General features: G+C 66.8%; 20 protein-coding genes and 2 tRNA genes. 15 read left to right on the top strand and 7 right to left on the bottom strand.

From position 1 onward, the window contains the following. Positions 1-7: 7 nt before the first annotated feature. The 4 genes from QX071_RS03080 to QX071_RS03065 all read left to right on the top strand — a co-directional run bounded on the left by QX071_RS03080 (position 8) and on the right by QX071_RS03065 (position 5,042). Complete coding sequence (locus tag QX071_RS03080; RefSeq protein WP_315702330.1) at positions 8-1,279, top strand: hypothetical protein; 1,272 nt, start codon at positions 8-10, stop codon at positions 1,277-1,279. Between the two features lie 5 nt (positions 1,280-1,284). Next, positions 1,285-3,189, top strand: a complete 1,905-nt coding sequence (locus tag QX071_RS03075) for a heme biosynthesis protein HemY (RefSeq protein ID WP_315702331.1) — start codon at positions 1,285-1,287, stop codon at positions 3,187-3,189. A 154-nt stretch (positions 3,190-3,343) separates the two neighbouring features. Next, positions 3,344-3,419: transfer RNA gene (locus QX071_RS03070), tRNA-Thr, on the top strand. A gap of 225 nt (positions 3,420-3,644) precedes the next feature. Then, positions 3,645-5,042: a GSCFA domain-containing protein gene (locus tag QX071_RS03065; protein ID WP_315702332.1), complete on the top strand. Its 1,398-nt coding sequence runs from the start codon at positions 3,645-3,647 to the stop codon at positions 5,040-5,042. A gap of 16 nt (positions 5,043-5,058) precedes the next feature. Here QX071_RS03065 and QX071_RS03060 read toward each other — a convergent pair whose 3' ends face one another. After that, positions 5,059-5,643 (bottom strand): hypothetical protein, encoded by a 585-nt coding sequence (locus tag QX071_RS03060; RefSeq protein WP_315702333.1) that lies wholly within the window; start codon positions 5,641-5,643, stop codon positions 5,059-5,061. 197 nt (positions 5,644-5,840) lie between these two features. Continuing rightward, on the bottom strand, positions 5,841-6,872 hold the full coding sequence (locus tag QX071_RS03055; RefSeq protein WP_315702334.1) for a polysaccharide deacetylase family protein: 1,032 nt from the start codon (positions 6,870-6,872) through the stop codon (positions 5,841-5,843). 260 nt (positions 6,873-7,132) lie between these two features. Here QX071_RS03055 and QX071_RS03050 point away from each other — a divergent pair, with 260 nt between their 5' ends. The 8 genes from QX071_RS03050 (at position 7,133) to QX071_RS03015 (ending at position 14,936) form a co-directional block, all read left to right on the top strand. Continuing rightward, complete coding sequence (locus QX071_RS03050) at positions 7,133-7,420, top strand: hypothetical protein (protein WP_315702335.1); 288 nt, start codon at positions 7,133-7,135, stop codon at positions 7,418-7,420. Between the two features lie 112 nt (positions 7,421-7,532). After that, positions 7,533-7,745 carry a hypothetical protein gene (locus tag QX071_RS03045; protein ID WP_315702336.1) on the top strand — a complete coding sequence of 71 codons (213 nt, stop codon included), beginning with the start codon at positions 7,533-7,535 and terminating at the stop codon, positions 7,743-7,745. A gap of 250 nt (positions 7,746-7,995) precedes the next feature. Beyond that, positions 7,996-9,363, top strand: coding sequence for a hydrolase (locus QX071_RS03040; protein WP_315702337.1), 1,368 nt, complete (start codon positions 7,996-7,998; stop codon positions 9,361-9,363). Positions 9,364-9,478: 115 nt separating this feature from the next. Then, positions 9,479-10,861: a cytochrome P450 gene (locus QX071_RS03035; RefSeq protein WP_315702338.1), complete on the top strand. Its 1,383-nt coding sequence runs from the start codon at positions 9,479-9,481 to the stop codon at positions 10,859-10,861. 138 nt (positions 10,862-10,999) lie between these two features. Then, positions 11,000-12,409 carry an adenylate/guanylate cyclase domain-containing protein gene (locus tag QX071_RS03030; protein ID WP_315702339.1) on the top strand — a complete coding sequence of 470 codons (1,410 nt, stop codon included), beginning with the start codon at positions 11,000-11,002 and terminating at the stop codon, positions 12,407-12,409. A gap of 172 nt (positions 12,410-12,581) precedes the next feature. Continuing rightward, positions 12,582-13,055, top strand: a complete 474-nt coding sequence (locus QX071_RS03025; protein ID WP_315702340.1) for a TerB family tellurite resistance protein — start codon at positions 12,582-12,584, stop codon at positions 13,053-13,055. 210 nt (positions 13,056-13,265) lie between these two features. Further along, positions 13,266-14,045 carry an SDR family oxidoreductase gene (locus tag QX071_RS03020; RefSeq protein WP_315702341.1) on the top strand — a complete coding sequence of 260 codons (780 nt, stop codon included), beginning with the start codon at positions 13,266-13,268 and terminating at the stop codon, positions 14,043-14,045. 81 nt (positions 14,046-14,126) lie between these two features. Continuing rightward, positions 14,127-14,936 carry a glutamine amidotransferase gene (locus tag QX071_RS03015; protein WP_315702342.1) on the top strand — a complete coding sequence of 270 codons (810 nt, stop codon included), beginning with the start codon at positions 14,127-14,129 and terminating at the stop codon, positions 14,934-14,936. Positions 14,937-15,078: 142 nt separating this feature from the next. On the opposite strand, the gene QX071_RS03010 is transcribed toward QX071_RS03015, so the two are convergent. Continuing rightward, positions 15,079-15,154: transfer RNA gene (locus tag QX071_RS03010), tRNA-Ala, on the bottom strand. 236 nt (positions 15,155-15,390) lie between these two features. Between QX071_RS03010 and QX071_RS03005 the strand changes: the two genes are divergently transcribed. The 3 genes from QX071_RS03005 to folD are packed head-to-tail and all read left to right on the top strand — an operon-like array spanning position 15,391 to position 16,939. Next, positions 15,391-15,681: a YggT family protein gene (locus tag QX071_RS03005; RefSeq protein ID WP_315702343.1), complete on the top strand. Its 291-nt coding sequence runs from the start codon at positions 15,391-15,393 to the stop codon at positions 15,679-15,681. Positions 15,682-15,705: 24 nt separating this feature from the next. Beyond that, a complete protein-coding gene (locus tag QX071_RS03000; RefSeq protein ID WP_315702344.1) occupies positions 15,706-16,038 on the top strand; it encodes a DUF167 domain-containing protein in 333 nt (110 codons plus the stop codon). A gap of 16 nt (positions 16,039-16,054) precedes the next feature. Beyond that, a complete protein-coding gene (gene folD, locus QX071_RS02995; RefSeq protein ID WP_315702345.1) occupies positions 16,055-16,939 on the top strand; it encodes a bifunctional methylenetetrahydrofolate dehydrogenase/methenyltetrahydrofolate cyclohydrolase FolD in 885 nt (294 codons plus the stop codon). On the opposite strand, the gene tsaE is transcribed toward folD, so the two are convergent. The 4 genes from tsaE to coaBC all read right to left on the bottom strand — a co-directional run bounded on the left by tsaE (position 16,936) and on the right by coaBC (position 23,032). Further along, the gene (gene tsaE / locus QX071_RS02990; protein ID WP_315702346.1) at positions 16,936-18,462 is read right to left on the bottom strand and encodes a tRNA (adenosine(37)-N6)-threonylcarbamoyltransferase complex ATPase subunit type 1 TsaE; all 1,527 of its coding nucleotides are present in this window, start codon (positions 18,460-18,462) and stop codon (positions 16,936-16,938) included. The two genes, folD and tsaE, sit on opposite strands and share 4 nt — an antisense overlap. Further along, positions 18,459-20,966: a sensor histidine kinase gene (locus tag QX071_RS02985; RefSeq protein WP_315702347.1), complete on the bottom strand. Its 2,508-nt coding sequence runs from the start codon at positions 20,964-20,966 to the stop codon at positions 18,459-18,461. Before QX071_RS02985 ends, tsaE begins: the two co-directional genes overlap by 4 nt. A 192-nt stretch (positions 20,967-21,158) precedes the next feature. Next, positions 21,159-21,617 (bottom strand): dUTP diphosphatase, encoded by a 459-nt coding sequence (gene dut / locus QX071_RS02980; protein WP_315702348.1) that lies wholly within the window; start codon positions 21,615-21,617, stop codon positions 21,159-21,161. Next, a complete protein-coding gene (coaBC, locus tag QX071_RS02975; protein WP_315702349.1) occupies positions 21,614-23,032 on the bottom strand; it encodes a bifunctional phosphopantothenoylcysteine decarboxylase/phosphopantothenate--cysteine ligase CoaBC in 1,419 nt (472 codons plus the stop codon). Before coaBC ends, dut begins: the two co-directional genes overlap by 4 nt. Positions 23,033-23,058: the final 26 nt, after the last annotated feature.

The following is a 23,058-nucleotide window of genomic DNA, read 5'->3' as shown; positions in this document are numbered from 1 at the left end:
TGCCGCCATGGTCGATGATCCGTCCGATACCGCTGGTCCGGCTGCCGAGACCGGACGGCCGAAGCGTTCGCCGCCGACCATCGATCTCGAACCGACTTCGAGCGAGACCCACCCGGCCCCGGCCGAGGCGGTCGCGGAGGGCTCGTCCGACGCGGCGAGCGAAGCGCATCCGCATGGCGCGCCTGAGCCCGAATTGGAGGCGGCCGAACCGGCCGCCGCGGAGACGCCTGCCGACGAGGCGATCGCCGCAAGCGAGCCGCCGCCGCGCCCGGCGCGGCCGATTTCGCCTTGGATCGTCGCGCCGTTTTCCGGTGCCGTGGCGGCGGCGCTGGTCATCGGCGTCGGCTGGATGTTGGGCTGGCCGGAGGTCACGGCGCCCACCGCCGCGCCGCAGCTGTCATCCGTGGTCGACGATCTCAGCGGCCGCGTCAAAAGCCTCGAGGGGCGGATCGGCAAGCCGGACAGTGCGCTCGCCGGGCGCATCGATGCGCTGGACAAGGCTGTCGCCTCGGTGCGCAACGACGTCGCAGCGCTGCGCGCGCAGTCGGACAAGACGGCGGCCGCGATTGGCGACCTCAAGGCGGCGCCGCGCGACGGCGCGGCCGCGGTCGATCTCTCCGGCGCGGCCGCGGTCGATCTCTCCGGCCTGACCGCGCGGATCGACCAGCTCGAACGCGCCAGCCGCAGCCAGAGCGCGGCGCTGGCGCAGGCGAGCGGGAAGATCGCGGAGGCCAAGCCGACCGATGACATGCCGCTGCGGCGTGTCGTCGCGGCCGCTCTGCTCGATGTTGCCGTGCGTCACGGCGATCCCTATGCCGCCGCGCTGGCGACGGCAAAATCGTTCGCGCCCAATGCTGATGCGCTGAAGCCGCTGGAGCCGTTCGCCAAGACCGGCGTGCCGAGTCCGCCGGCGCTGGCGCGCGATCTCCTGACCATCGTGCCGACGCTGGCGCCGCAGCAGCCGGAGACCGCGCCCACCGGAACCTCGATCGTCGATCGCCTGCAGGCCGGCGCGGCCAAGCTGGTGCGGATCGAACGCAGCGATGCGACCGGTAATGACCGCGGCGCGGTGGTGGCGCGGATCACCGCGGCCGCCGTGCGCAACGATGTCGCCGACGCGCGGCGCGAGCTCGAGCTGTTGCCGGAGGCCGACCGCACGCCGGCGCAAGCCTGGCTCGACAAGGTCAATGCCCGCGACGCCGCGCTGGCGGCGTCCCGTCATTTCGCCGACGATGCCATGACCGCGCTTGCCACCCCTCCAGCCAAAGCCGGGCAGTGAAGGCCATGATCCGGATCGTCTTCTTCCTCGTCCTGGTTGGACTCGCTGCGGCAGGCGCTGCCTGGGTCGCCGAGCAAACCGGCAACGTCGTGCTGACCTGGGGCCCGTGGAAGGCCGAGATGGGCCTTCCGGTGTTCGTGCTGCTGCTCGGCATCGCCATCGTCGCGGTCATGCTGCTGTGGAGCATCGTGAGTGCGCTGTTGCGTGCGCCCGGCCGCATCCGCCGCCACCATCATGCGCGGCGCCATGCCCGCGGCCGCCATGCCATCACCCACGGCCTGCTCGCGATCGGCCATGGCGACCCGACCGCGGCCCGGCGGCACGCCGATGTCGCGCGCCGGCTCGCCGGCGACGATCCCTTGACCCTGCTGCTGCATGCGCAAGCCGCGCAGCTCGAAGGCGACCCCGAGGCGGCGCGGCGCGCCTTCCGCGTCATGGCCGAGCGCCAGGACACGCGGCTGCTCGGTCTGCGCGGCCTGTTCATCGAGGCGCAGCGCTCCGACGATGCGATCGCCGCGGTCATGATCGCGGACGAAGCCTTGAAGGTCGCGCCGCAGGCGACCTGGGCCTCGCAGGCGGTGCTCGGCTTCCGCTGCGCGCAAGGCGACTGGAACGGCGCGCTCGCGATTCTCGACAGCAACTACACCGCCGGGCTGGTCGACAAGCCGACCTACCGCCGCCAGCGCGGCGTGCTGCTCACGGCCCGCGCCATCGAGCTGGAAAGCAAGAACCGCGATCTGTCGCGCACGAGCGTCATGGAGGCGGTGAAGCTGGCGCCGACCCTGGTGCCGGCCGCGGTGCTGGCGGCGAAATTCGAGAGCGAGGCGCACCAGGTGCGCCGTGCCATGAAGATCATCGAGGCGGCCTGGATCGCGCAGCCGCATCCCGAGCTTGCCGAGGCCTATGCCCATGTGCGGCTCGGCGATTCCGCCCGGCAGCGGCTGTCGCGGGTCGAGAACCTCGCAGGCCGGACGCCGGGCCAGATCGAAGGGGCGCTGGCGATCGCGCGCGCCGCGATCGATGCCGCCGAGTTCAAGCGGGCGCGGGACGCGCTGGCGCCGTTCATCGCCGATCCCACGCAGCGGGTGGCAATGCTGATGGCGGAGCTGGAGCGCACCGAGCACGGCGATGCCGGCAAGGCGCGCGAATGGACGCTGCGCGCGGTGCGGGCCCGCCACGATCCGGCCTGGACCGCCGACGGCTATGTCAGCCACCGCTGGCACCCGGTGTCGCCGGTCACTGGCCGGCTCGACGCCTTCCAGTGGCAGACGCCGGTGGCCAGCCTGCCGTCGGAGCGCGGCGCCGCCATCGAACCGCAGCCCTTCGACGAAGCGATGCTGCCCGTTCCGGAACGGCCGACGATTGCCCAGGGCCTTGCCGAGCCGCCGCGCGAGGTCGCATCCGAGCCGGCCGTGATCGAGCCGACACCGCAGGACAATCTCCCGGCGTCGACGCCGGTGGATGAAGCTGTGGACAAGCCTGCGGATAAGCCTGTGGAACGCGTTGAGGATAAGTCCGCGGCCGCACCCGGTCCCGCCGTTCCAGCCGCAGCGCCGGCCGAGGCGCCAGAACCGGCGCCGCCCCTGCAGGCGGCGGCACCGGAGGATGCGTCCGGAGGCCCATCGCCGTCCGCGGCGACGCGCAATTCTGCCCCGGCCGGGCGCGCCGCTCCGGCAGCATCGGCGCCCGCTAGTTCCGCACCGCTCGGGCCGACGCCCCTGTACCGTACGCGCAGCGATCTCGGTAAGCCGGCGGAAGCGCCGATCCCGGCGATCGTCCCGATCATCCGGCCGCCAGACGATCCCGGGATCGAGGAGGACGAAGCGGCGCGGGACGAATTCGCCGAGCAGATCGCGCCGAAGCAGCAGGCCGGTGGCTGGCGCGGCTTCCTGTCCCGGTTCGGGGGCTGAAGCGGGCGTTTCGCCCGCTCACGCGCGGTCCGTCACAAAAATTACCGCGCCGGCGGCTTGCGGCCGGCTTGTCCTTGCCAATCGGCCGCCCGCCCGATATCAGAGGCGCGTCCGCGGCCGGCTGCGCCGTCGCAAGCCGCGGAATGACAAGGTCGCCGCAATAGCTCAGCTGGTAGAGCACGTCATTCGTAATGACGGGGTCGGGGGTTCGAATCCCTCTTGCGGCACCACTCCGTGGTGTTCCCCGGCTAGCAAGCTCCGGAAATCCCGGCTAACCTCCTCACAGCATCGAATCAGCGCGGGCCGAAGCCCGTTCGCTTGCGTACTCCGTGGCCGTACACGGCAGCCGGAGATCGGTATCCAGTAACTGCAGAATGCAGCCCCAACCCGCAACGCCAATCAGGCGTGCGGGCAGCCAACGCATGTTCAGGCGAATTCAAGGGCGCAATCTCGATATGACCACCTCCGCACTCGATAATCACGCAGAGTTCCAGTCGCTGATCGCCCAGATCAAGGCGCTCGGCTACAAATACCTTGAGGACAAGGACTTCGTCAGCGCGCGGCTGGCGTTCCAGAAGCTGCTCGAGCTGGACGGCAAGGATCTCAGCGCCCGCTTCATCTATGCGCAGCTGATCGAGGACGGCACGCACAAGACCCACGCCGAAGCGCGCGACATGATGCTCGCGATCCTCGACGAGCACCCCGAGATCTTCAACACGCCCACGGAAGGCAACCTGCACCTGATCAGGAGCGCGGCCCTGCGCTGCAGCCATGTCGGGCCGTTCGCAAGGGCGATCGAACTCTACCGCAAGCTGGCCCGCGCCTCGAACCTGGCCGACGACTACTTCCGGCTGAGCGAAATCCTGACCCAAGGCAACCTGTTCGAAGAGTCGATCGCTTCGCTCGAAAAGGCCATCGCGCTCGACCCGGCCTATGATACGCCCGCCAATCGCGAGACCCTGGAGGTCGCGCGGACGCGCAAGAACGACCCCGGCGCCAAGACTAATAAGAGCAAGGTCGGGCGCTACCCCGAGACGGCGGATTTTCTCGGCGATTTCCAGAAGCTGATCGGCGATCACATCGCGGTCAATCTGAAAGCCGGACCCAAATTCCTGACCAAGCAGACCCGGTTCTTCACCATGGGCTCCTGCTTCGCCCGCAATCTCGCGAAAAGCCTGCATGAGAACGGCTATGCGGCCCATCACATGGAGATTTCGGAATACATCAACACCACCTTCGCGAACCGCGTCTTCGTCGACTGGCTGCGCGGGGCCGCGATCGACGACAGCGTTCGCGAGCGGATCGTCGAGCTGCTGCCACCCGGCTGGAGCAAGGAAAAGACGCTCGAGGTCATCAAGTCGAGCAACGTCTTCATCCTGACGCTCGGGGTCGCCGCGGCGTTCTTCGACCGGACCACGGGCGCCTTCGTGCTGCCGCGGCCGACCGCGCTGAATTCGCGGGCGCTGGCGGAGAAGTATCAGTTCCGGACCGCGAGCGTTCAGGAGAACGTCGACAACGTGCTCTACCTGATCGAATTCATCCGGAGCGTGGTGCCGGATATCAAGATCATCGTCACCGTCTCGCCGGTGCCGCTGCTGGCCTCGTTCGAATATGAGTCCGCGGTGCAGGCCGATTGCCTGTCGAAAAGCACGATGCGGCTGGTCGCCCATGAGGTCGTGAACAATTCGAACCTGTCGAACATTTTCTACTGGCCCTCGTTCGAGGTGTTCCGGTGGGCGGGCTCGAACGCCAGCAACTACTTCGCGGCCGATGACGGCGCCGCCTGGCACGTCTCGGAAGACAAGGTGAACGGCACCATCAGGGCTTTCGTCGAGATGTTCTCGGCGGCTTGAGTCGAAAGAAGCCGCCTCACGGCTGGCGGCGCTTGAACAGGCGGATGATCATGAGGCCGGCCTGCGCATAGCCCTTCGGCGAGCTCTCCTCGCCGAAGGGCGTCCGCGAATACATCGAGCTGGAGACCAGGAATCCGCCGACATAGGGCTCTGGAAGCCCCGACAGCAGCATGAAGCAGCGGTGCGTGAGCAGGCCGTCTTCCGGCAGATTGCCCCGCACCAGCCGGCAATCGCCGACGCCTGTGAAGGCGATGCCATTCAGGTGGCCTTCGGCATAGGTGCCGAGAACGGTCGGGTCCATCGCCTGCCCGACGCAGACCCGCATGTCGCCGATATCCTTGTCACCGGTGCCGGTCATGCGGCCGTCGGACGGCCGCGTGTTGACCGATTTGATGCTCAGCTGATCCTCGAGCGCAGGTGCAAAGCCGGTTTTGGTCGGCGCGCAAAAATCCGAGGGCACGACGCGCGAACGGCGCACAGACCGCGCGACATAGACCTCCTCGACCTCGTTCTCGCCGCTCTGCGCCCAAGCCTGTTCGAACGCCTGTCCGAACCACAAGGCGCTGGCGATCAAGGACATCGCTGCTACGGCGCGGCGCATGCTTCCCTCCTGTTTACTGGCGGCTTCCTGGCCCATTGGTGCCAACAGCTGAACTCGCCGGCACCTTGTATTCTTTCACACCACCATACTTCTGCAGGAGCGATTGTCTAATCGGAAGACGCCGAGCATCGAGGCCAAAGCAGTAGGCCGGGCAAAGCCCGGCCTTTCGCCACAGCGCAGGACGTCCGGCGTGCTCGCTACTGGGAAATGGTCTGAATCACGCTCGAGATGGGCCGCGCACTGGTCATGGTGGTCGGCAGTTTCGGATCCTGGCCGATCATCGCGTCATATTCCGGCAGGGTCTCCAGCGACGCCTTTGCCTTCATCGCGACGACCTTGAAGCCGCCGGCCCTCAGTCGCCGCAGTAGCATCGGCAACGCTTCGGCGGTGTGCTTCTGGAAGTCGTGCATCAGGATGATGCCTTTGCCCTTCTTCTCGAGCCCGGCCATCACGGTGTTGACGACCTGATCGGCGTCCTTGGAACGGAAGTCGAAGGAATCGACGTCGCAGGAGAACATCGCGACGTTGCGCGTGCCGAGATAGGCCACCGCAGACGGCCGGTGCTGCAGCTGCGGGAAGCGGAAGAACGGCGACGGGTTGGTGCCGAGCGCGAACTTCACCGCGCTGAAGCCCTTCTCCAGCTCGTCCTTCGCGGTCTGATCGGTCATCTTCTTGCCGTTTAGATTGGCATGACCCCAGGTGTGCGCGCCGACGGTGTGGCCGGCCGCCAGGACCTGGCGCAGGATCTCCGGATGATAGGTCGCGTGCTTGCCGATCGGGAAGAACACGCCGGTGGTGCATTCGTCGGCCAGCGCCTTCAGCACCGCAGGCGTATTGTTCGGCCACGGGCCGTCGTCGAAGGTCAGGACGACCTCGTGATCGGTGAGGAAGTCGAACTGCTTGAAGTGATCGAGGCCGAAGCCGGGGCCGCCGGTGGTGTCGACCACGACGGTGCGGGAAATGCCGAGCGCATCCGGATTGGCGCAAGCCGAGGTCGGCAGCGACTGTGCAGGCGGCATCGCGGCAGGTTTGGCCGGCACGGCGGCCGTGAACTCGACGTCGTCCTTCGCGGCCAGTTTCGGTGACGTGCTTGCCGGTTCCGCAATGCGGGCGGCCGTGGTTTGCGGCGCGGCCAGCACCGCATGCGGGGCGGACACGTAACGCCACACCCCAGTGATTGCGACTGCCGCGACAATGGCGGCCAACATCAAGCCCAACGCATTACGCATGTTACTCTTCCCGAAAACACCACACTCGATCTACGGGGACGCGCGGCCGTCCTGCGCAATTGATCAGATTCGATTAATGCCAACGAAACCTTAACGCGGTCCCAACGCGCGCCGGCCGAGCTGCCATTTCCAGCGTTCCGGAATGGGATGGTCTGCACGAGCTCGTGATGTGACCGCAATCACGGTGGTTCCAGGCGTTCGCGACCATGATGGCGGCATCGACAACGAGCGCCGCAACCGGGCGGCGATGGGAGCCGATCATGACCTTGTCCGCCTCGAGCCTGTGCACTTCAGTCGCTGTCGCCTTCGTCATCTGTGCCCTGACGATCATGACCTCTCGCGAGAGCTTCGCCTTCAGCGCCGAGGCGCAGCAGATGTGCAGCGGCGATGCCTTTCGTCTCTGCAGCAGCGAGATCCCCAACATCCCCGCGATCACCGCCTGCATGGTCAAGCACCGCTCCGACCTGACCGCGGGCTGCCGCGCGCTGCTCGACCGGGAGATCGGGAGGAAGGGCGGCAAGGTCGCCGATGCCGATCGAGCGATATAGGAAGCGGTATCGGAGTGCACGGCATGCCGGCCGATTCCATCGGCTTGCGGCCGGCCGTGGTGCGCTTTAGAACGCCTCCAACGCATGAAGGTCCGGGAGCGAGGCGTCAGCCATGAGCAGAATTCTCTTCGTCATACCTCTCGTCTTCTTGGCATCCGCTGCCTCCGCGCAGCAGGTCGGTCACGACGCCTGCGCGCGCGACGTATCGCGATTGTGCCGCTCGGTCATGAATGATGGCGATCAGGCCGTGCTCGCCTGCCTGAAGCAGCATCGAGCCCGGCTGTCCAAGCCCTGTGAAAAGACCCTGACCGAGCACGGTCAGTGAGTTCGCCGGTCGCGTCGACAAGGTTGGATTCGCTAAGGCGTGATTTCCGTGCTCGCCGTTCGGCAGCTTCGAGCTTCGCGTGATTGCCACACGCCACTTTGCGCGATCGCGGCGCTCCCGGTGCTTGGCTGATTCCTGCCGCCCGTGAGGTGAATGCCCGCCGCGATCCGCCGCTGTTCGGACCCATTCGTGACGGAAGTCTTACGCGTGGAAACGATGCGTACAATCAATCCATGACCGGGAGACGCCAATGAGCTTGAGCCGACGCACCATCCTGCAGGGCATGGGCTCGCTGCCGTTGCTCTCCGCCGTTTTTTCGGTCCGTGCATCTGCGCAATCCGCGGCTGCACCCGGCGCCGAGATTCCGCCGGTCCTGTTTGTCCACGGCAATGGTGATCACGCCGCACTATGGATGACGACGTTGTGGCGGATGGAGTCGAACGGCGTGCCCCGCGGCCGAATGGCTGCGCTCAACTTCACGGATCCCTTGGCGCGCAACGATGACGGCGTGGCCCAGCCGAACCGATCCTCGACCGAGGATCAGCGCCGCGAGCTCGCTGCTGCGATCAAGGCGCTGAAGGGCGAGACCGGCGCAGCACGCATCGCATTGGTCGGCAGCTCGCGCGGCGGCTATGCGATCCGCAACGTCATCAAGAACGGCGGCGCAGCGGATATCAGCCACGCCGTCTTGTGCGGAACGCCCAATCACGGCGTGTTCGACTCCGATGAAAATCCCGGCAGCGAGTTCAACGGTCGCGGAGCATTCCTGCGCGGGTTGAATGCCGGCGAGAGCGAGGTGACGGACGGCGTCGCATTCCTCACCTTGCGCAGCGATGGTCTGGACAAATATGCGCAAGCAGACGGCCGCCTGATCGGCAAGCCCGGCGTGCCGACCGGGATCACTGCGGAAGGACCAGCGTTGAAGGGCGCGACCAACCTCGTGCTCGGCGCACTCGATCACCGCGAGGTCGCCTTTCATCCGCGCGCCTTCCGCGAGATCTACAAGTCGATTGCAGGCCGCGAGCCCGACCGGATCGCGATCGTGCCGGAGAAGCGGGTTCGTCTCAGTGGGCTGGTGAGCGGCACGCCCGGCGGGGTGCCGACCAATCGTCCGGTGTCCGGAGCGACGGTCGAAGTCTACCGCATCTCGCCGGAGACCGGGGAACGGATCGGCGACATCGTCTATCGCGGGCAGACCGAGGCCGACGGACGCTGGGGGCCTGCGGAGGTGGATCCGGCATCCTGTCTCGAGATCGTGCTCACCTCGGCCGGCGCACCGACGACGCATTTCTACCGCGCGCCTTTTCCGCGTTCGTCAGACGTCGTGCATTTGCGTGCAGCGCGTCCGATCGGACCGGCGGACGCGGGAGCTGGCGCCATCATCATCATGTCACGGCCGCGCGGCTATTTCGGTCTGCCGCGCGATATCGTTTTGCTAGACGGCAAGGAGCCGACCGACGTGCAGAAGGGGGTGCCGACCGACGCGGCGACCACGTTGCGATTGCCCGCGGGCGAGGCCGGACGCACCATCATCGGTGAGTTCAATGAGCAACGCATCGCTGCCCGGCTTTGGCCCGTATCCGAGGGCAGGATTGCGGTGATCGAGCTGACGACATAGCTGTTCGGACGGGGCAGCCTGCAGATCTCCTGTCGCCAGCGCTGTTCAAGCTCTGAAGGGGGCCCCGTGGACGTGAGCCGCTGGGATCGCGGGGGCGATGATTGTGAGTTCACCAATGAGCGTCGCCGAAGTCCACTATCTGCCGCAGTCCCGCTCGCCGCTGGTGCCGCCGATGCCGCCGCGGGCACCGGACAGCATGGGTACGTTCCGGCGCGTGTTGAAGATGGGCGAGAACGCGATCGCGACCTGGGGCCAGCGCGCCTATGAGGACGAGGTCGTCGCCGGCCGCTTCTTCGGCCGCTCCAGCTTCATCCTCAATACGCCTGATGCGATCAAGCATGTGCTGGTCGACAATTACGAGAACTACGCCCGCACGCCCGGCGGCATCCGCGTCTTGCGGCCGATACTCGGCGATGGTCTGCTGACTGCGGAAGGCAAGGCCTGGAAGCATCAAAGGCGCACGCTGGCTCCGGCCTTCACGCCGCGCGCGGTCTCCGGCCTGATTCCGCACATGGTGGCGGTGGTGGACGAGACCGTGGCCCGGCTCACGCAACAGGGCGATGCGCCGGTCGATCTGCGTGAGATCATGCAGCTGATGACGCTCGACATCGCCGGGCGCACGATGTTCTCGTTCGAGATGGGCCGCCATGGCAGCACCTTGCGCGACTTCGTGTTCGAATATGGCACGCGGCTGGCGAGCCCGCATCTGCTCGACATCGTGCTGCCGCTGTCCTGGCCGACGCCGCGCGATCTCGCGCGCGCCCGGTTTCGCAAGCGCTGGACCGCCTTCGTCGCGATGCTGATGGCGGAGCGGCGAGCGCGGGGAAAAAGCGAGGATGCGCCGCCGCGCGACCTGTTCGATCTGATGGGCGCCGCGCGCGATCCCGAGACCGGCGCGGCCTTCACCGATGCGCAACTCGCCGACGAGGTCGCGACCATGATCCTCGCGGGACATGAGACCACTGCGACCGCTCTGTTCTGGGCGCTGTATCTGCTCGCGCTCGATCCGCTCACGCAGGACAGGCTGGCCCGGGAAGCGAAGGACAATCCGGCGACGGATGATCCGGAGCGCTTGCCGTTTACCCGTGCAGTCGTCGACGAAACGCTCAGGCTTTATCCGCCGGCCTTCCTGATCGCACGCGCGGCATTGGGACCGGATGCGGTTGCGGGCTTTCCGGTCAAGCGCGGCGACGTCATCCTGATTGCACCGTGGCTGTTGCATCGGCATGAGAAACTGTGGCGGGCGCCGAACGCGTTCATGCCCGAGCGCTTCCTGTCGAATGCGCCGCCGCCCGAGCGGTTCTCCTATCTGCCGTTCGGCGCCGGCGCGCGCGTCTGCATCGGCGCACACTTTGCGCTGGTCGAGGCCGTGCTCGCGCTGGCCCGGCTGGTCGCCGCGTTCCGGATCGAGCTGATCGACACCGTGCCGGTGACCCCGGTCGGCGTGGTGACCACGCAGCCGGATCGCTCGCCGATGTTCCGGATCACGCCGCGGTAAGCGGGTGGCTTGACCGCCTGCGTCAGGTGATTGAGACAGTGGTGCGGTTCCAGGATGAGGCAACGAGAACGTTCCCCCTCGCATTTCAGCTGGTACATGCCCACATCTTCGCGCGCACCCAGGGACATCGGTCAATCCATGAACGCCACGGCAGTCCAGTTTTCGGCCCTGCAGGAATCCGCCGATCCCGCGGTCGCGGATGCGATCGCGCAGCTGATCGCCGATGGTGCCGATCACGAGCTCAACCGCGTCAATGCGCTGGATTTCTCCAAACGTACCGGGCTCGACGAGGAGCGCGTGATCTCCGGTTTCATTCACGCCGCGCGGATCGGGCTGTTCGATCTGACCTGGAATGTGCTGTGTCCCGGTTGTGGCGGGGTGCTCGATGCGCACGGCACGCTGAAATCGCTGCGCTCGGACGAATATCACTGCGGCCTGTGCGCCTGCGGCTATGAGGCGACCGTCGATCAGCAGGTCGAGGCGGCCTTCACCGTCAGCCCGCGGATCAGGTCGATCGCGGCGCATAATCCGCATTCGCTGCCGATCTGGGACTATTTCAAGCAGGTGTTTTGGAGTTCGGGCGTCGACTTCGACGAGGCGTCGATGGCTTCGCTCTCCAACGACGTCGTGCTCGATGCGCGGGAGCTGGCGGCCGGCGATCACGACACCGTGTCGCTGAGCCTGCCGCACCAATTCATCATCGTGTTCGAGCCGGTGACCCATGCTGCCCGCTTCATCGACGTGCAGGGCGAGCCGACCGGCGAGCTGCAGCAGCTCGCGCTGAAATATGACGGCGTGCGCGCGCCGGTCGAGACCACGGTGCTGCGTCCTGGTCCGCTGCAACTCGCGCTGGACAACAAGTCGGGATTGCGCGTGCTGCCGACCGTGATGGTCGCGGCCGAGGCGTTGCATCATCTGACCGGCAGGCGCAAGCCGTTCCTGACCGCCAAGCGGATGCTGTCGAACCAGACCTTTCGCGACGTGTTCAAGGCCGACCAGCTCAACATCGATCAGCGGCTGAAGATCACCTCGCTGACCTTTCTGTTCACCGACCTCAAGAGTTCCACTGCGCTGTACGAGCGGGTCGGCGATCTCGCGGCGTTCGATCTGGTGCGGGCGCATTTCCGCGCGCTGCTGGAGATCATCAATGCCGAAAAGGGTGCGGTAGTGAAGACGATCGGCGATGCGGTGATGGCGACCTTCATCAGGCCCGAGAATGCGCTTGCCGCCGGCTTGCGGATGCGCGCGGCGATGAAGGAGCTGAACCAAGAGCGCGGCACCGAGGATCTCGTCGTCAAGATCGGTATCCATGAGGGGCCGTGCCTGGCGGTGATGCTGAACGATCGTCAGGATTATTTCGGCCAGACCGTCAACATCGCCGCGCGCGTGCAGAGCCTGTCGACCGCGCAGGAGATCCACCTCACCGCGCCTGTCATCGAGGCGCCCGGCGTCGTCGACATCCTGCAGAAGGCGCACATCACGCCGATCCAGAAGCACGCCGCCCTGCGCGGCGTCGCCGACAAGATGATGGTGTACGAGATTCCTTGAGCGGGCGAGTGCCCCGGAAACGAAGTCGGGGCGCAAACACTTACCGAAATGTCATGCGGGCGAAATGCCGCGGCGGATTGCCAGGGCAGCCGATGAACCGCATATCTGAGATGAGAACGCCGCTCCGACGGTGACCGGCGAGAGCGAGACAACAGAGACCTCAAAGGACGCCATGCTGGACGGATTGCGCCAATTCATCGCCGATGTGGTCTCGCCCCAGGAGACGCCGGCCTTCGACGACAATGGCTATCAGCTCGCCGCGACGGCACTGCTGATCCACGTCATCTCGCTCGATGGCGGGCCGAGCGAGGTCGAGAAGCACAAGCTGCACAGCCTGCTCGAGCTGCGTTTCGGGCTCGCTCCCGGCGCCGCCGACCGGCTGATCAGCTCGGCCATGCTGGCCGAAGGCGAGGCCGTCGATCTCTACCGTTTCACCAGCGTGATCATGCGCGAGGTCGACGAAGCCGGACGGCTGCGCATCGTCGAGATGATGTGGGAGCTCGTCTACGCCGACGGCAAGGTGACGGAATTCGAGGACAATGTGGTGTGGCGCGCCTCCGAACTGCTCGGCATCTCCTCGCGCGATCGTGTCGATCTGAAACACCGCGTTGCCGCCAGGCGGCAGGGCGTATCGCCGGAAGCATAGATCCGCGCCCAGGAACGCCGGAGACGGTGTTCATGGATAAAGTTTAATGTGGCGCGGAATCGGGCGGGGCGGTTAAGCCCGTAGGATTCCAGGCATTACGGACCCTCTTTGCGGCCCGCAGCCAGTTCCGGACCGCTTGCAAGTTCCTGCGCGCTTATGCTCTCTCTCCCGGTTAAATGATGTTCGAAAGTTGTTCCGAGAGACTGTACCGTGAGTGAACGTGTGACGCTCGTGACCGGCGCCTCCGCAGGGATTGGCGCTGAATTGGCCCGCGTTTTCGCCGCGAAAGGGCATCGGTTGGCCCTGGCGGCGCGGCGCGAGGACCGGCTCACGGCGCTGGCGCGCGAGATCACCGCAAAGGGCGGCCCAGCGCCCATCGTCATTCCGTGCGACCTGACGGCGCCCGACGCGGGCGACCACATCGCGGCGACGCTGGCGGAGGCCGGTGTCGAACTCGACCATCTCGTCAACAACGCCGGATTCGGTCTGTTCGGCAAGGCCGTCCAGCTCGATCGGGCCGAGCAGCTCGACATGATCGCCGTCAATATTCGGGCGCTGACCGACCTCTCGCTGCGCTTTGCCGACCAGCTGATCAAGAACCGCGGCGGAATTCTCAATGTCGGCTCCGTCGCGGGCTATCTGCCGGGGCCGGGGATGGCGGTCTATTACGCCTCCAAGGCCTATGTCATTTCCTTCACCGAGGCTCTGCACCAGGAGCTCAGCCCCCACGGCGTGCGCGTCACCGTGCTTTGCCCGGGTCCGGTGCCGTCGGAGTTTCAGGCGCGCGCCGGCTTCAAGCCTGGGATCGATTCGATGATCCTCAATGTGTCGCCGCGGGCGGTGGCGGCGGCCGCCTATCGCGGCCTGATGTCGGACAAGCGTGTGGTGCTGCCTGGGATCGGCATCAAGGTCGTGCCGTTCCTGCTGCGCTGGTTTCCGCGCGGCTTCATCCTGGCCGCGGTCGGCCGCCTGCAGCTGAAGCGAAGTTGATCGCCTCTGGCCCGCCGCTTGCTTTGTGAGAGGGGCACGCTCACGCGCCGTTAACCTTCGCTTAGCTAAGATCAGCAGGTGATGCTCAGGCAAAACCCCTCGCTTGGACCGAAAGGGGCCGCAGAGGCCGACATTCGGCAACTTCTCCCGACCGCCGGCGCCGCACGCGGGCCGAAACGGCCGGTCCTCGTGGTGCTTCATCAGGAAAGCTCGAGCCCCGGACGGGTCGGCAACGCGCTGCGCGCGCTTGGCCATCCGCTGGATATCCGCCGGCCGCGCTTCGGCGATGCGCTGCCGGAGACGCTGGATGGGCACGCCGGTGCCGTTATTTTCGGCGGGCCGATGAGCGCAAATGATGCCGACGATTTCATCCGTCGCGAAATCGATTGGATCGACGTGCCGTTGCGGGAGCAGCGGCCGTTTCTCGGCATCTGTCTGGGTGCGCAGATGCTGGCGAAGCAGTTGGGTGCCGCGGTGGCCCCGCATCCGCACGGCCGGGCCGAGATCGGCTATTATCCGGTGCGCCCGACCCCGGACGGCCGGAAGCTCTGCCCGCATTGGCCCGACCACGTCTATCACTGGCACCGCGAGGGTTTCGCGCTGCCCTGCGGGGCCGACCTGCTCGCCGAGGGCGATGACTTCCCGATCCAGGCGTTCCGGTACGAAAATGCCTTCGGGCTGCAATTTCACCCCGATGTGACCTTCGCCATGATGTGCCGCTGGACCACACGCGGCCACGACCGGCTGGATGCACCCGGCGCCCGGCCGCGGCACTGCCATTTCGAGGGCCGCGCCGTGCATGATGCCGCCGAGCGCGCCTGGCTGAAGCATTTCATCGACGGCTGGCTGAAGCGCGAGCCGATGCCGATGCTGGCGGAGGCGGCGGAGTAGGGGGCAATAGCGCTCGCCCTTCGCCATATTGCTTTGGATGTCGATGGACAGCCCGGCTTCGCCAAGAGGCTTCGCCGGGCACCACGCCTCGCCCTTCAGGCTCTTGCGTGGCGGTGCCACGCGTAGCCCGAAGGGCGAAGCGTGGTGGAGCCAGGCGGGATCGAACCGCCGACCTCATCATTGCGAACGATGCGCTCTCCCAGCTGAGCTATGGCCCCTTGAGCTTTTGCATGACAACCGGCCTTGACGGCTCGGAACATACGCCCGGTCGCTGCAGATGATTGGGATGGCGACCGGCAAGTCGCGTCATTTACAGTCCCTGCTGAGGCCAAGTCAAGAACGTCACATGCCTCATTAGCCTTGACGGGCGGCTTCCCTTGTTTGCGTGCGGCGGAACCGATATCTAGCGGATATCCAAGGTCGAATTCGCGACCGAGCCCCCGAGTAGCCCTGCATGCGCGCCGTTCTCGACATCATCCTGATCGTTCTGGATCTCTATGTCTGGCTTCTGATCGCGTCGGCCATCCTATCCTGGTTGATCGCATTCAACGTCGTCAACACGCGCAACCAGTTCGTGTCGGCGGTCGCCGAGTTCCTGTACCGGATCACCGAGCCCGTGCTGGCGCCGATCCGGTCCATGCTGCCCAATCTCGGCGGCCTCGATATCTCGCCGATCATCGTGATCCTGATCATCATGTTCATCGAACGGGTGATCCAGTACTACATCTACCCGGTCGTGTTCTGACCTGTGATGCCGGCCGCCGGAGGCATGACTCCCTGGCGTGCAAGCGGTGACGGGCTGAGCGTCGCGCTGCGGGTGACGCCGCGCGGCGGCCGCGACGCCGTCGACGGGATCGAGACTTTGTCCGATGGCCGCAGCGTGCTGAAGGTGCGGGTGCGCGCGATCGCCGACGGCGGCGAGGCCAATCGCGCCGTGACCGAGCTTCTGGCGAAATCGCTCGGCGTGCCCAAGGCCAGCGTGCGGCTGACCTCCGGGGCAACCTCACGGCTGAAACAGGTCGCGATCTCGGGCGATCCGGCGCATCTCGAAGAGGCCTTGCGCGGCCTCGCTTCGGTGACTAAGCCGACGCGCAAGCCCTAACCGCAGAGGACGAGACATGACCGCGCGGATCATTGACGGAAAGGCGATCGCGGCGGATTTGCGCGCGCGCGTCGCGAGCGAGGTCGAACGTGTCAAGCGCGATCACGGCCTGACGCCCGGGCTCGCCGTGGTGCTGGTCGGCAACGATCCCGCGAGCGAAGTCTATGTCCGTAGCAAGCACACCCAGACGCAAGCCGCCGGCATGGCCTCGTTCGAGCACAAGCTGCCGGCCGATGTCTCCCAGGATGAGCTCCTGGCGCTGATTGCGAAGCTCAACCGCGATCCCGCCGTGCACGGCATCCTGGTGCAGCTGCCACTGCCCAAGGGCCTCGTCACCGAGGCCGTCATCAACGCGATCGATCCGGCCAAGGATGTCGACGGCCTGCATCCGCACAATGCCGGGCGGCTCGCCGGCGGTCTTCCGGCGCTGTCGCCCTGCACGCCGCTCGGCTGTATCATCCTGACCAAGAGCGTGCATGCTTCGCTCGAGGGCATGAATGCGATCGTGATCGGCCGCTCCAATTTGGTGGGACGGCCGCTGGTGCAATTGCTGCTCAACGAGAACGCCACGGTGACGATCGCGCATTCGCGCTCGCGCGACCTGCCGCAGCTCGTCGCGCGCGCCGACCTCGTCTATGCCGCGGTCGGCCGGCCCGAGATGGTCCGGCGCGACTGGATCAAGCCGGGCGCGACCGTGATCGATGTCGGGATCAACCGCATTCCAACATCTGACGGCAAGACGAAGCTGGTCGGCGACGTGGCTTTCGCGGAAGTGTCCGAAGTCGCCGGCGCGATCACGCCGGTGCCGGGCGGCGTCGGCCAGATGACGGTGGCTTGTCTCCTGGTCAACACGCTGCGCGCGGCCTGCGCGATCGCCAGCTTGCCCGCGCCGGCTGTTTAACTCGCCACCGGCGGCGGCACGTTGGCCGCATACCAATCGCTGATCGAGCCCAGCGCCGGATGCGCCAGCGCGCGCGACAGATAGGCCCAGATCCGCGGCTGGTGTTTCAGGTAATGCGGCTTGCCGTCGCGGCGGTTGAGCCGGGCGAAGGTGCCGAGCAGCCGCGTATTACGCTGCGCCGACATCACGGCGTAATGCGCGCGGAAGGCTTCCTGGTCGAAGCCCGCATCGGCGGCCTCGCGGGCCGTGATATAGCGCGTCAGCAGCGCCTGCTCGATCTCCTCCGGCACATCGATGCGCGCATCCTGCAGCAGCGAGACGACGTCATAGGCCGGCGGCCCCATCACCGCGTCCTGGAAGTCGATCACGCCGACCCGTGCCATGCCTTCGCGCCCCGGCAGCCAGAGCAGATTGGGCGAATGATAGTCGCGCAGCACCCAGGTCGGCTTTGTCGCCAGCGGCTCGGCCAGAAGCTCGCGCCACATCGCCATGAACTCGGCGCGAAGCGCTTGGCTCGGCTGCACACCGCGATCGGGCAGATACCATTCCAGCATCAGGCCGATTTCGATCAGCATCGCATCCGCATCGAACGCCGGAACCGCGTAGCTGACATGCGGCGCCAAGGGCAGCACGTCGGGAGTTGTCTCGTCGTGCAGCTTGGCCAGCAGGTCGGTGGCGGCTTCATAGCGCTCAACGATGGGGCGCGGCGGATCGCCTTCGATCACGCCTTCGTTGCCGAGATCCTCGGTGATCAGAAATCCATGCTCGAGATCGGCATCGTTGATCTTGGGGGCGGAGATGCCGCGGGCGCGCAAGCTCCCGGCGATGGCGACGAAGGGGCGGACGTCTTCGGCCAGATGCACGGCGGCGCTGTAGGACTTGCCGCCGTAGATCGCGGGACCGTCGGGTCGCTTCGGCGAATTCATCAGGATATAGGCGCGTTCGCCCTTGAACAGCCGCGCATAGGAGCGGATCGAGGCGTCGCCCGCCATGCGCTGGCGTCGCGAACCGGCGTGCCCGGCTTCGGTCAGGAATTGCCGCAAAGCTCGCAAGCGGGCGACGATCGCAGCGGCCTTGCCGGAGCCTGTGACTTCGGCAATGCGGGCGTCGTCGCCCTTCGCGCCGTCGTGCCGAAAGGTGATGTCGATCCGGTCCATTGGCAACGTGCTGCCGGCGCGCTCCGGCCATTCGATCAGCACGACGGTGGCCTCGGGCAGCGGCGAAAGCCCGATCTCCTCCAGCTCGGACGGATCGCCGATCCGGTAGAGGTCGGCGTGAACGAGCGGAAAGCTCGGCAGGTCGTAGCTCTGCGCCAGCGTGAAGGTCGGGCTCGGCACTTCGAGCTCGGCGCTGCCGGCGAGATAGCGGATCATCGCGCGCGCTGCGGCGGTCTTGCCGGCGCCGAGGTCGCCCGAGAGCGTGATCAGGTCGCCGGGACCGATCAGCAGCGCAAGGTCGGCCATCAGGTTCGCGGTCGCGGCCTCGTCCGCGAGCGCAACGGTGAATGTGGTGGGCTCCGTCATTCCGCGGCGTTACGCTGCGCGATGTGGTCGGTCGGGAATTCGCAGGTCACGGTGGTGCCGCGCCCGACCACCGAATCCATCCGCACCTTGCCGCCGTGCAGTTCGACGAAGGAGCGCACCAGCGACAGGCCGAGCCCGGCGCCGCGATGGCGCGAGCCCTGCGAATGGCTTTCGAACCATTCGAACACCTTGTCCTTCACCTCGGGCGGGATGCCCGGGCCGGAGTCCGTGACCGAGAAGCTGACGCTGTGGTCGGTGCGGCGAGCGCTGACGACGACCAGGGTGTCCGGCGGCGAGAAGCCGACTGCATTGGCGAGCAGGTTATAGAGCACTTGCACGACGCGCCGCTCGTCGCCGACGAACGTGCCGACATCGGCAGCGACCTCGACGGTGAGGTGGATGCGGTCGGTGGCGAGCCGGTCCTGAACGCCCTCCGCGGCGGCCGCGATCGCCTGGGTGGCATCGACCGGGCCGAGTTCGAGCTTCATCGCGCCCGCGTCGATGGTGGCGAGGTCGAGAATGTTGTTGGTGAGCGCGAGCAGCGCGTTGGTCGATTTGGTGACGTAGTCGAGATATTCGGCCTGCTTGTCGGTCAGCGGGCCGGTCGAGGGATCGGACAGGAAATGCGCAAAGCCGATGATCGTGGTCAGCGGGGCGCGCAGCTCGTAGGAGACGTGGTGCACGAAGTCGATCTTCATCTGGCCGGCGGCTTCCAGCGCCTCGTTGCTCTCGCGCAGCGCCCGCTCGACATTCTCGGTATCGGTAATGTCCTGGAACGTTAGCATGGTGGCGCCGTCCGGCAAGGGGCGGCTCATGCAGTCCAGCACGCTGCCGTCCTTGCGCTCGAGCTTGAGCGCGAGGTCGCGCCGGTTCTCGATCCCGGTGACGGCCTCGCGCAGGCTGCGCCAATGCGAGGGGTCGTCATAGAGCGGCCGGCACCAAGCCTCCACCGTGTCGATGTGCGGCCGTTCGCGCAAGGCGTCGGAGGCAAGCCGCCACATCCTGGCGAAAGCCGGGTTGAACAGCTCGATACGGCCGTTGCTGCCGAACACGGCGACGCCCTCGGCGAGGCTGTCGAGCGTCTCGCGCTGAACCCGGATCAGGCCGTCATAGCGGCGGGCGAGGTTGAAGCTCTCGGTGACGTCGTCGAACAGGTACGTCACGCCACCTTCGGGATTGGGCGTGGTGACGACGGAGAGCGCGCGGCCATTGGGCAGGAACCAAGTGTCCTTGGCAGTCTCGACCGCGCGATAGGCCTCGTGCAGCTTGGCCTTCCAGGCGCGAAAATCGGCCTGTTCCGGCAGCTTGCGCGCGGCGCGCAGCCGGTCGAGCACGCTGGAATCGTCCGGCTGGCCGTCGAGAAAGCTGGTCTCGAGGTCCCACAGCCGGCGATAGGAATCGTTGTAGAAGGCGAGCCGGCGCTGGCCGTCGAACACCGCAACCCCGGAGGAGAGCTGATCCAGCGTCCGCCGGTGCGCCTCGGCCATGCGCACCAGCGCGGCGCGCAGCTCGTCCGCCTCGCTGGCATCGACCGCGACGCCGGCGCTGCCGCCGGACAGGCTGAAGGCGCGCACGTCATAGATGCGCCGCTCGCCGCCGGCGACGATCGGCAAGCGCGCGGCGAAGCTGCCGGAATTTCCGAGTGCGCGCTGCATCTCGCTGCGATCGTCGCTGTCGAGCAGTTCGACGTTCCGGCTGATCGCGTCGTGAACGTCCCGCGCCTCGGCGGCGTGCGCGTAGGCGGGATTGGCATAGAGCAGCGCGCCACCCGTCTGCTTGGCCCAGATCGGCCAGGGCAAGGCCGAGGTCAGCCCACGGAGCAGCTCGGTCTCTTCGAACAGGGCCCTCAGCCGCAGCTGCGTCTCGGCCAATTCGCGGCGGACACCGGAGAGCTCGCGGATGCGCACGATGGCCTGACCACCGATGGCACGCCCCATCACTTCGACGGCGTGGCCGTGCGAGGTGATGAGCTGCATCAGGAAGCCCTCGCCGATCTCGCGCAGCGAATCGATCGCGCGGTCGAGCTGCAGCGCCGGCTCCGACGGCAGCCAAGTGCCGAAGGCGAGAATGCGCTGCGGCTGGTCGGCCGGAACCAGCAAGGAGGTATCGCCGGAAATCTGCGGGCGGTGTCCGCCGGCCGGCCATGCGATCAGGATCTGCGGTTCCGCGAACAGCAATGCGCGATAGCGATCGGCCTGCAGCTGCAGCTCGGCAATGTCGGTGCGCAGCCGTGCCTCCTTGCGCCCGGCGCGGATCCGCGTGCGCACCAGCGCGATCGCCGCGACCACGGAAAAGCCGAGCAACGCAAGCGCCGCAGTCATCGCCGCGACGTCCTGCCGGCTCAGTTCGATGAGATTGGCGATGACATCGGCCGGCATGCCGTCGCCCGCAAAGGCCGCGTCCACCGGCGCAAGCACAGTTGCGGCCAGGCTTAATCGGCCTACGCGCGCGAGAGACGTGCATGACAGCAGCGTCCGACGCATCACCACGATCACGCCTGACATCTTTGCCCCAAAACCGCACGAAGTTTCGCGCGGCGCCGATCGCGTCGATCGTGCCGTTGCGCGAATCAATCAACAATAACCGCTTCGGGACTCCAGCGGTAAGAGTCCAGACCGTGAACGCGGACAGTGCCTGAGGAAAATGCACCGGATGTGTTTGCACGCGAACGAATCGGCGCGTGCGATGCCCGTGATTCAACGGCCTGTCGAACCGAAACCGCCCTCGCCCCGCGCAGTCGTCGACAGCGAGGTCGCAACGACGAACTCGGCGCGCGTGACCGGCGCGATCACCATTTGCGCGATCCGCTCGCCGCGGCGGATCGTGAACGGTGCCTCGCCGTGATTGATCAGGAGCACGCAGATCTCGCCGCGATAATCGGCATCGATCGTGCCCGGCGAATTCAGCACGGTGACGCCGTGCCGGGCGGCGAGGCCCGAGCGCGGCCGCACTTGCGCCTCGTAGCCCACAGGCAGTGCAATGCACAGGCCGGTCGGCACCATCGCGTGGCGGCCCGCCGCGAGCACGACAGGTTCGGCCTCGGGAATCGCGGCCAGCAGATCGAGCCCGGCGGCCTGCGCGGTCTGATAGGCCGGCAGCGGCAGGCCTTCGCCGTGCGGCAGGATCTGGACGTCGATGGCGATGGTGCTGGTCACGGTGGCGTTGTTCCTACGGCTTTGGCGATATGGGCAACCAGCGCGGTCGCGACCTCATCCTTGGTCATGATCGGCCAGGAGTCGACGTGAACGCGCTCGCCCTCGCGGGTCAAGAGATGCACCGTATTGCGATCGCCGCCCATCACGCCGGTCGCCGGCGACACGTCATTGGCAACGATCCAGTCGCAGCCCTTGCGCGCGAATTTGGCCTTGGCGTTCTCGATCAGATGCTCGGTCTCCGCAGCGAAGCCGATCACCAGCGGCGGCCGGTTCTCCTTCAGCTTGGAGATGGTGGCAAGGATGTCGGGATTTTCGACCAGCTGCAGCGGCGGTATCGCCGCGTCGGTCTTCTTCAGCTTCTGGCCGCCTTCGCTGGCCACGCGCCAATCCGCAACGGCAGCGGCGAAGATCGCAACGTCGGCCGGCAGCGAGGCCTCGACCGCCTGCAGCATCTGCCGCGCCGATTCGACATGCGTGATCGTGACGCCCTTCGGTGCATCGAGTTCCACCGGCCCCGAGATCAGCTGCACATCGGCGCCCGCAGCGTGGGCTGCGGCTGCGATCGCATAGCCCTGCTTGCCGGAGGAACGGTTGGCGATATAGCGCACCGGGTCGATCGGCTCGTGGGTCGGGCCGGCGGTAACCAGCACGCGCCGGCCGGCGAGCGGCCGCGGCGGGACCGGCTTGAGCATGCGCTGAACGACGTCGACGATTTCGAGCGGCTCGGCCATCCGGCCGACGCCGGCCTCGCGCGCCTCCGCCATCTCGCCGGCATTCGGCCCCACCATCTGAATGCCGTCGCGCTGGAGGGTCGCGGCGTTGCGGCGCGTGGCCGGATTGCTCCACATCATCGGGTTCATCGCCGGCGCGAGCAGGATCGGGCGGCTCGCAGCCAGCAGGATCGCGCTGGCGAGGTCGTCTGCATGTCCCTGCGCCATCTTCGCCATCAGGTCGGCGGTGGCCGGTGCCACCACGATCAGGTCGCAGTCGCGCGCCAGGCGGATGTGCCCGGCATCGAATTCGCTGCGGGGATCGAACAGGTCGGTGAACACGCGTTCGCCGGAGAGCGCGCTGGCCGACAGCTCGGTGACGAATTGCGTCGCCGCCTTGGTGAGGACGCAGCGCACCTTGATGTGCCGCTCTTTCAGCCGGCGGACCAGATCGAGCGACTTATAGGCGGCGATGCCGCCGCCGATGATCAGCGTGACGCGCGGCTCGCGCGTGGAGGCGGGCAGGGGAGAAATGGCCGTCTCCGGCTCGCCGGTCGGCGGGGCCGCGCGCGGCTCGGCCGGTTCGATCAGGCCGCGCAGGATGACGCGAACCTCTTCCTCGAGCGAGCGGCCATTCTGCGCCGAGCGTAGCCGAAGATAGCTCTTCAGCGCGTCGTCGAGCTTGCGGATGGTCAGGCTGGCCATCGCGGCCTCCCGGGCATCATTGTTGT

It is taken from the genome of Bradyrhizobium sp. SZCCHNS1022, from assembly GCF_032484835.1.
GTDB lineage: Bacteria > Pseudomonadota > Alphaproteobacteria > Rhizobiales > Xanthobacteraceae > Bradyrhizobium.
Note: the sequence above shows the minus strand (reverse complement) of the source record. Positions and strands in the feature narration are given on the sequence as shown.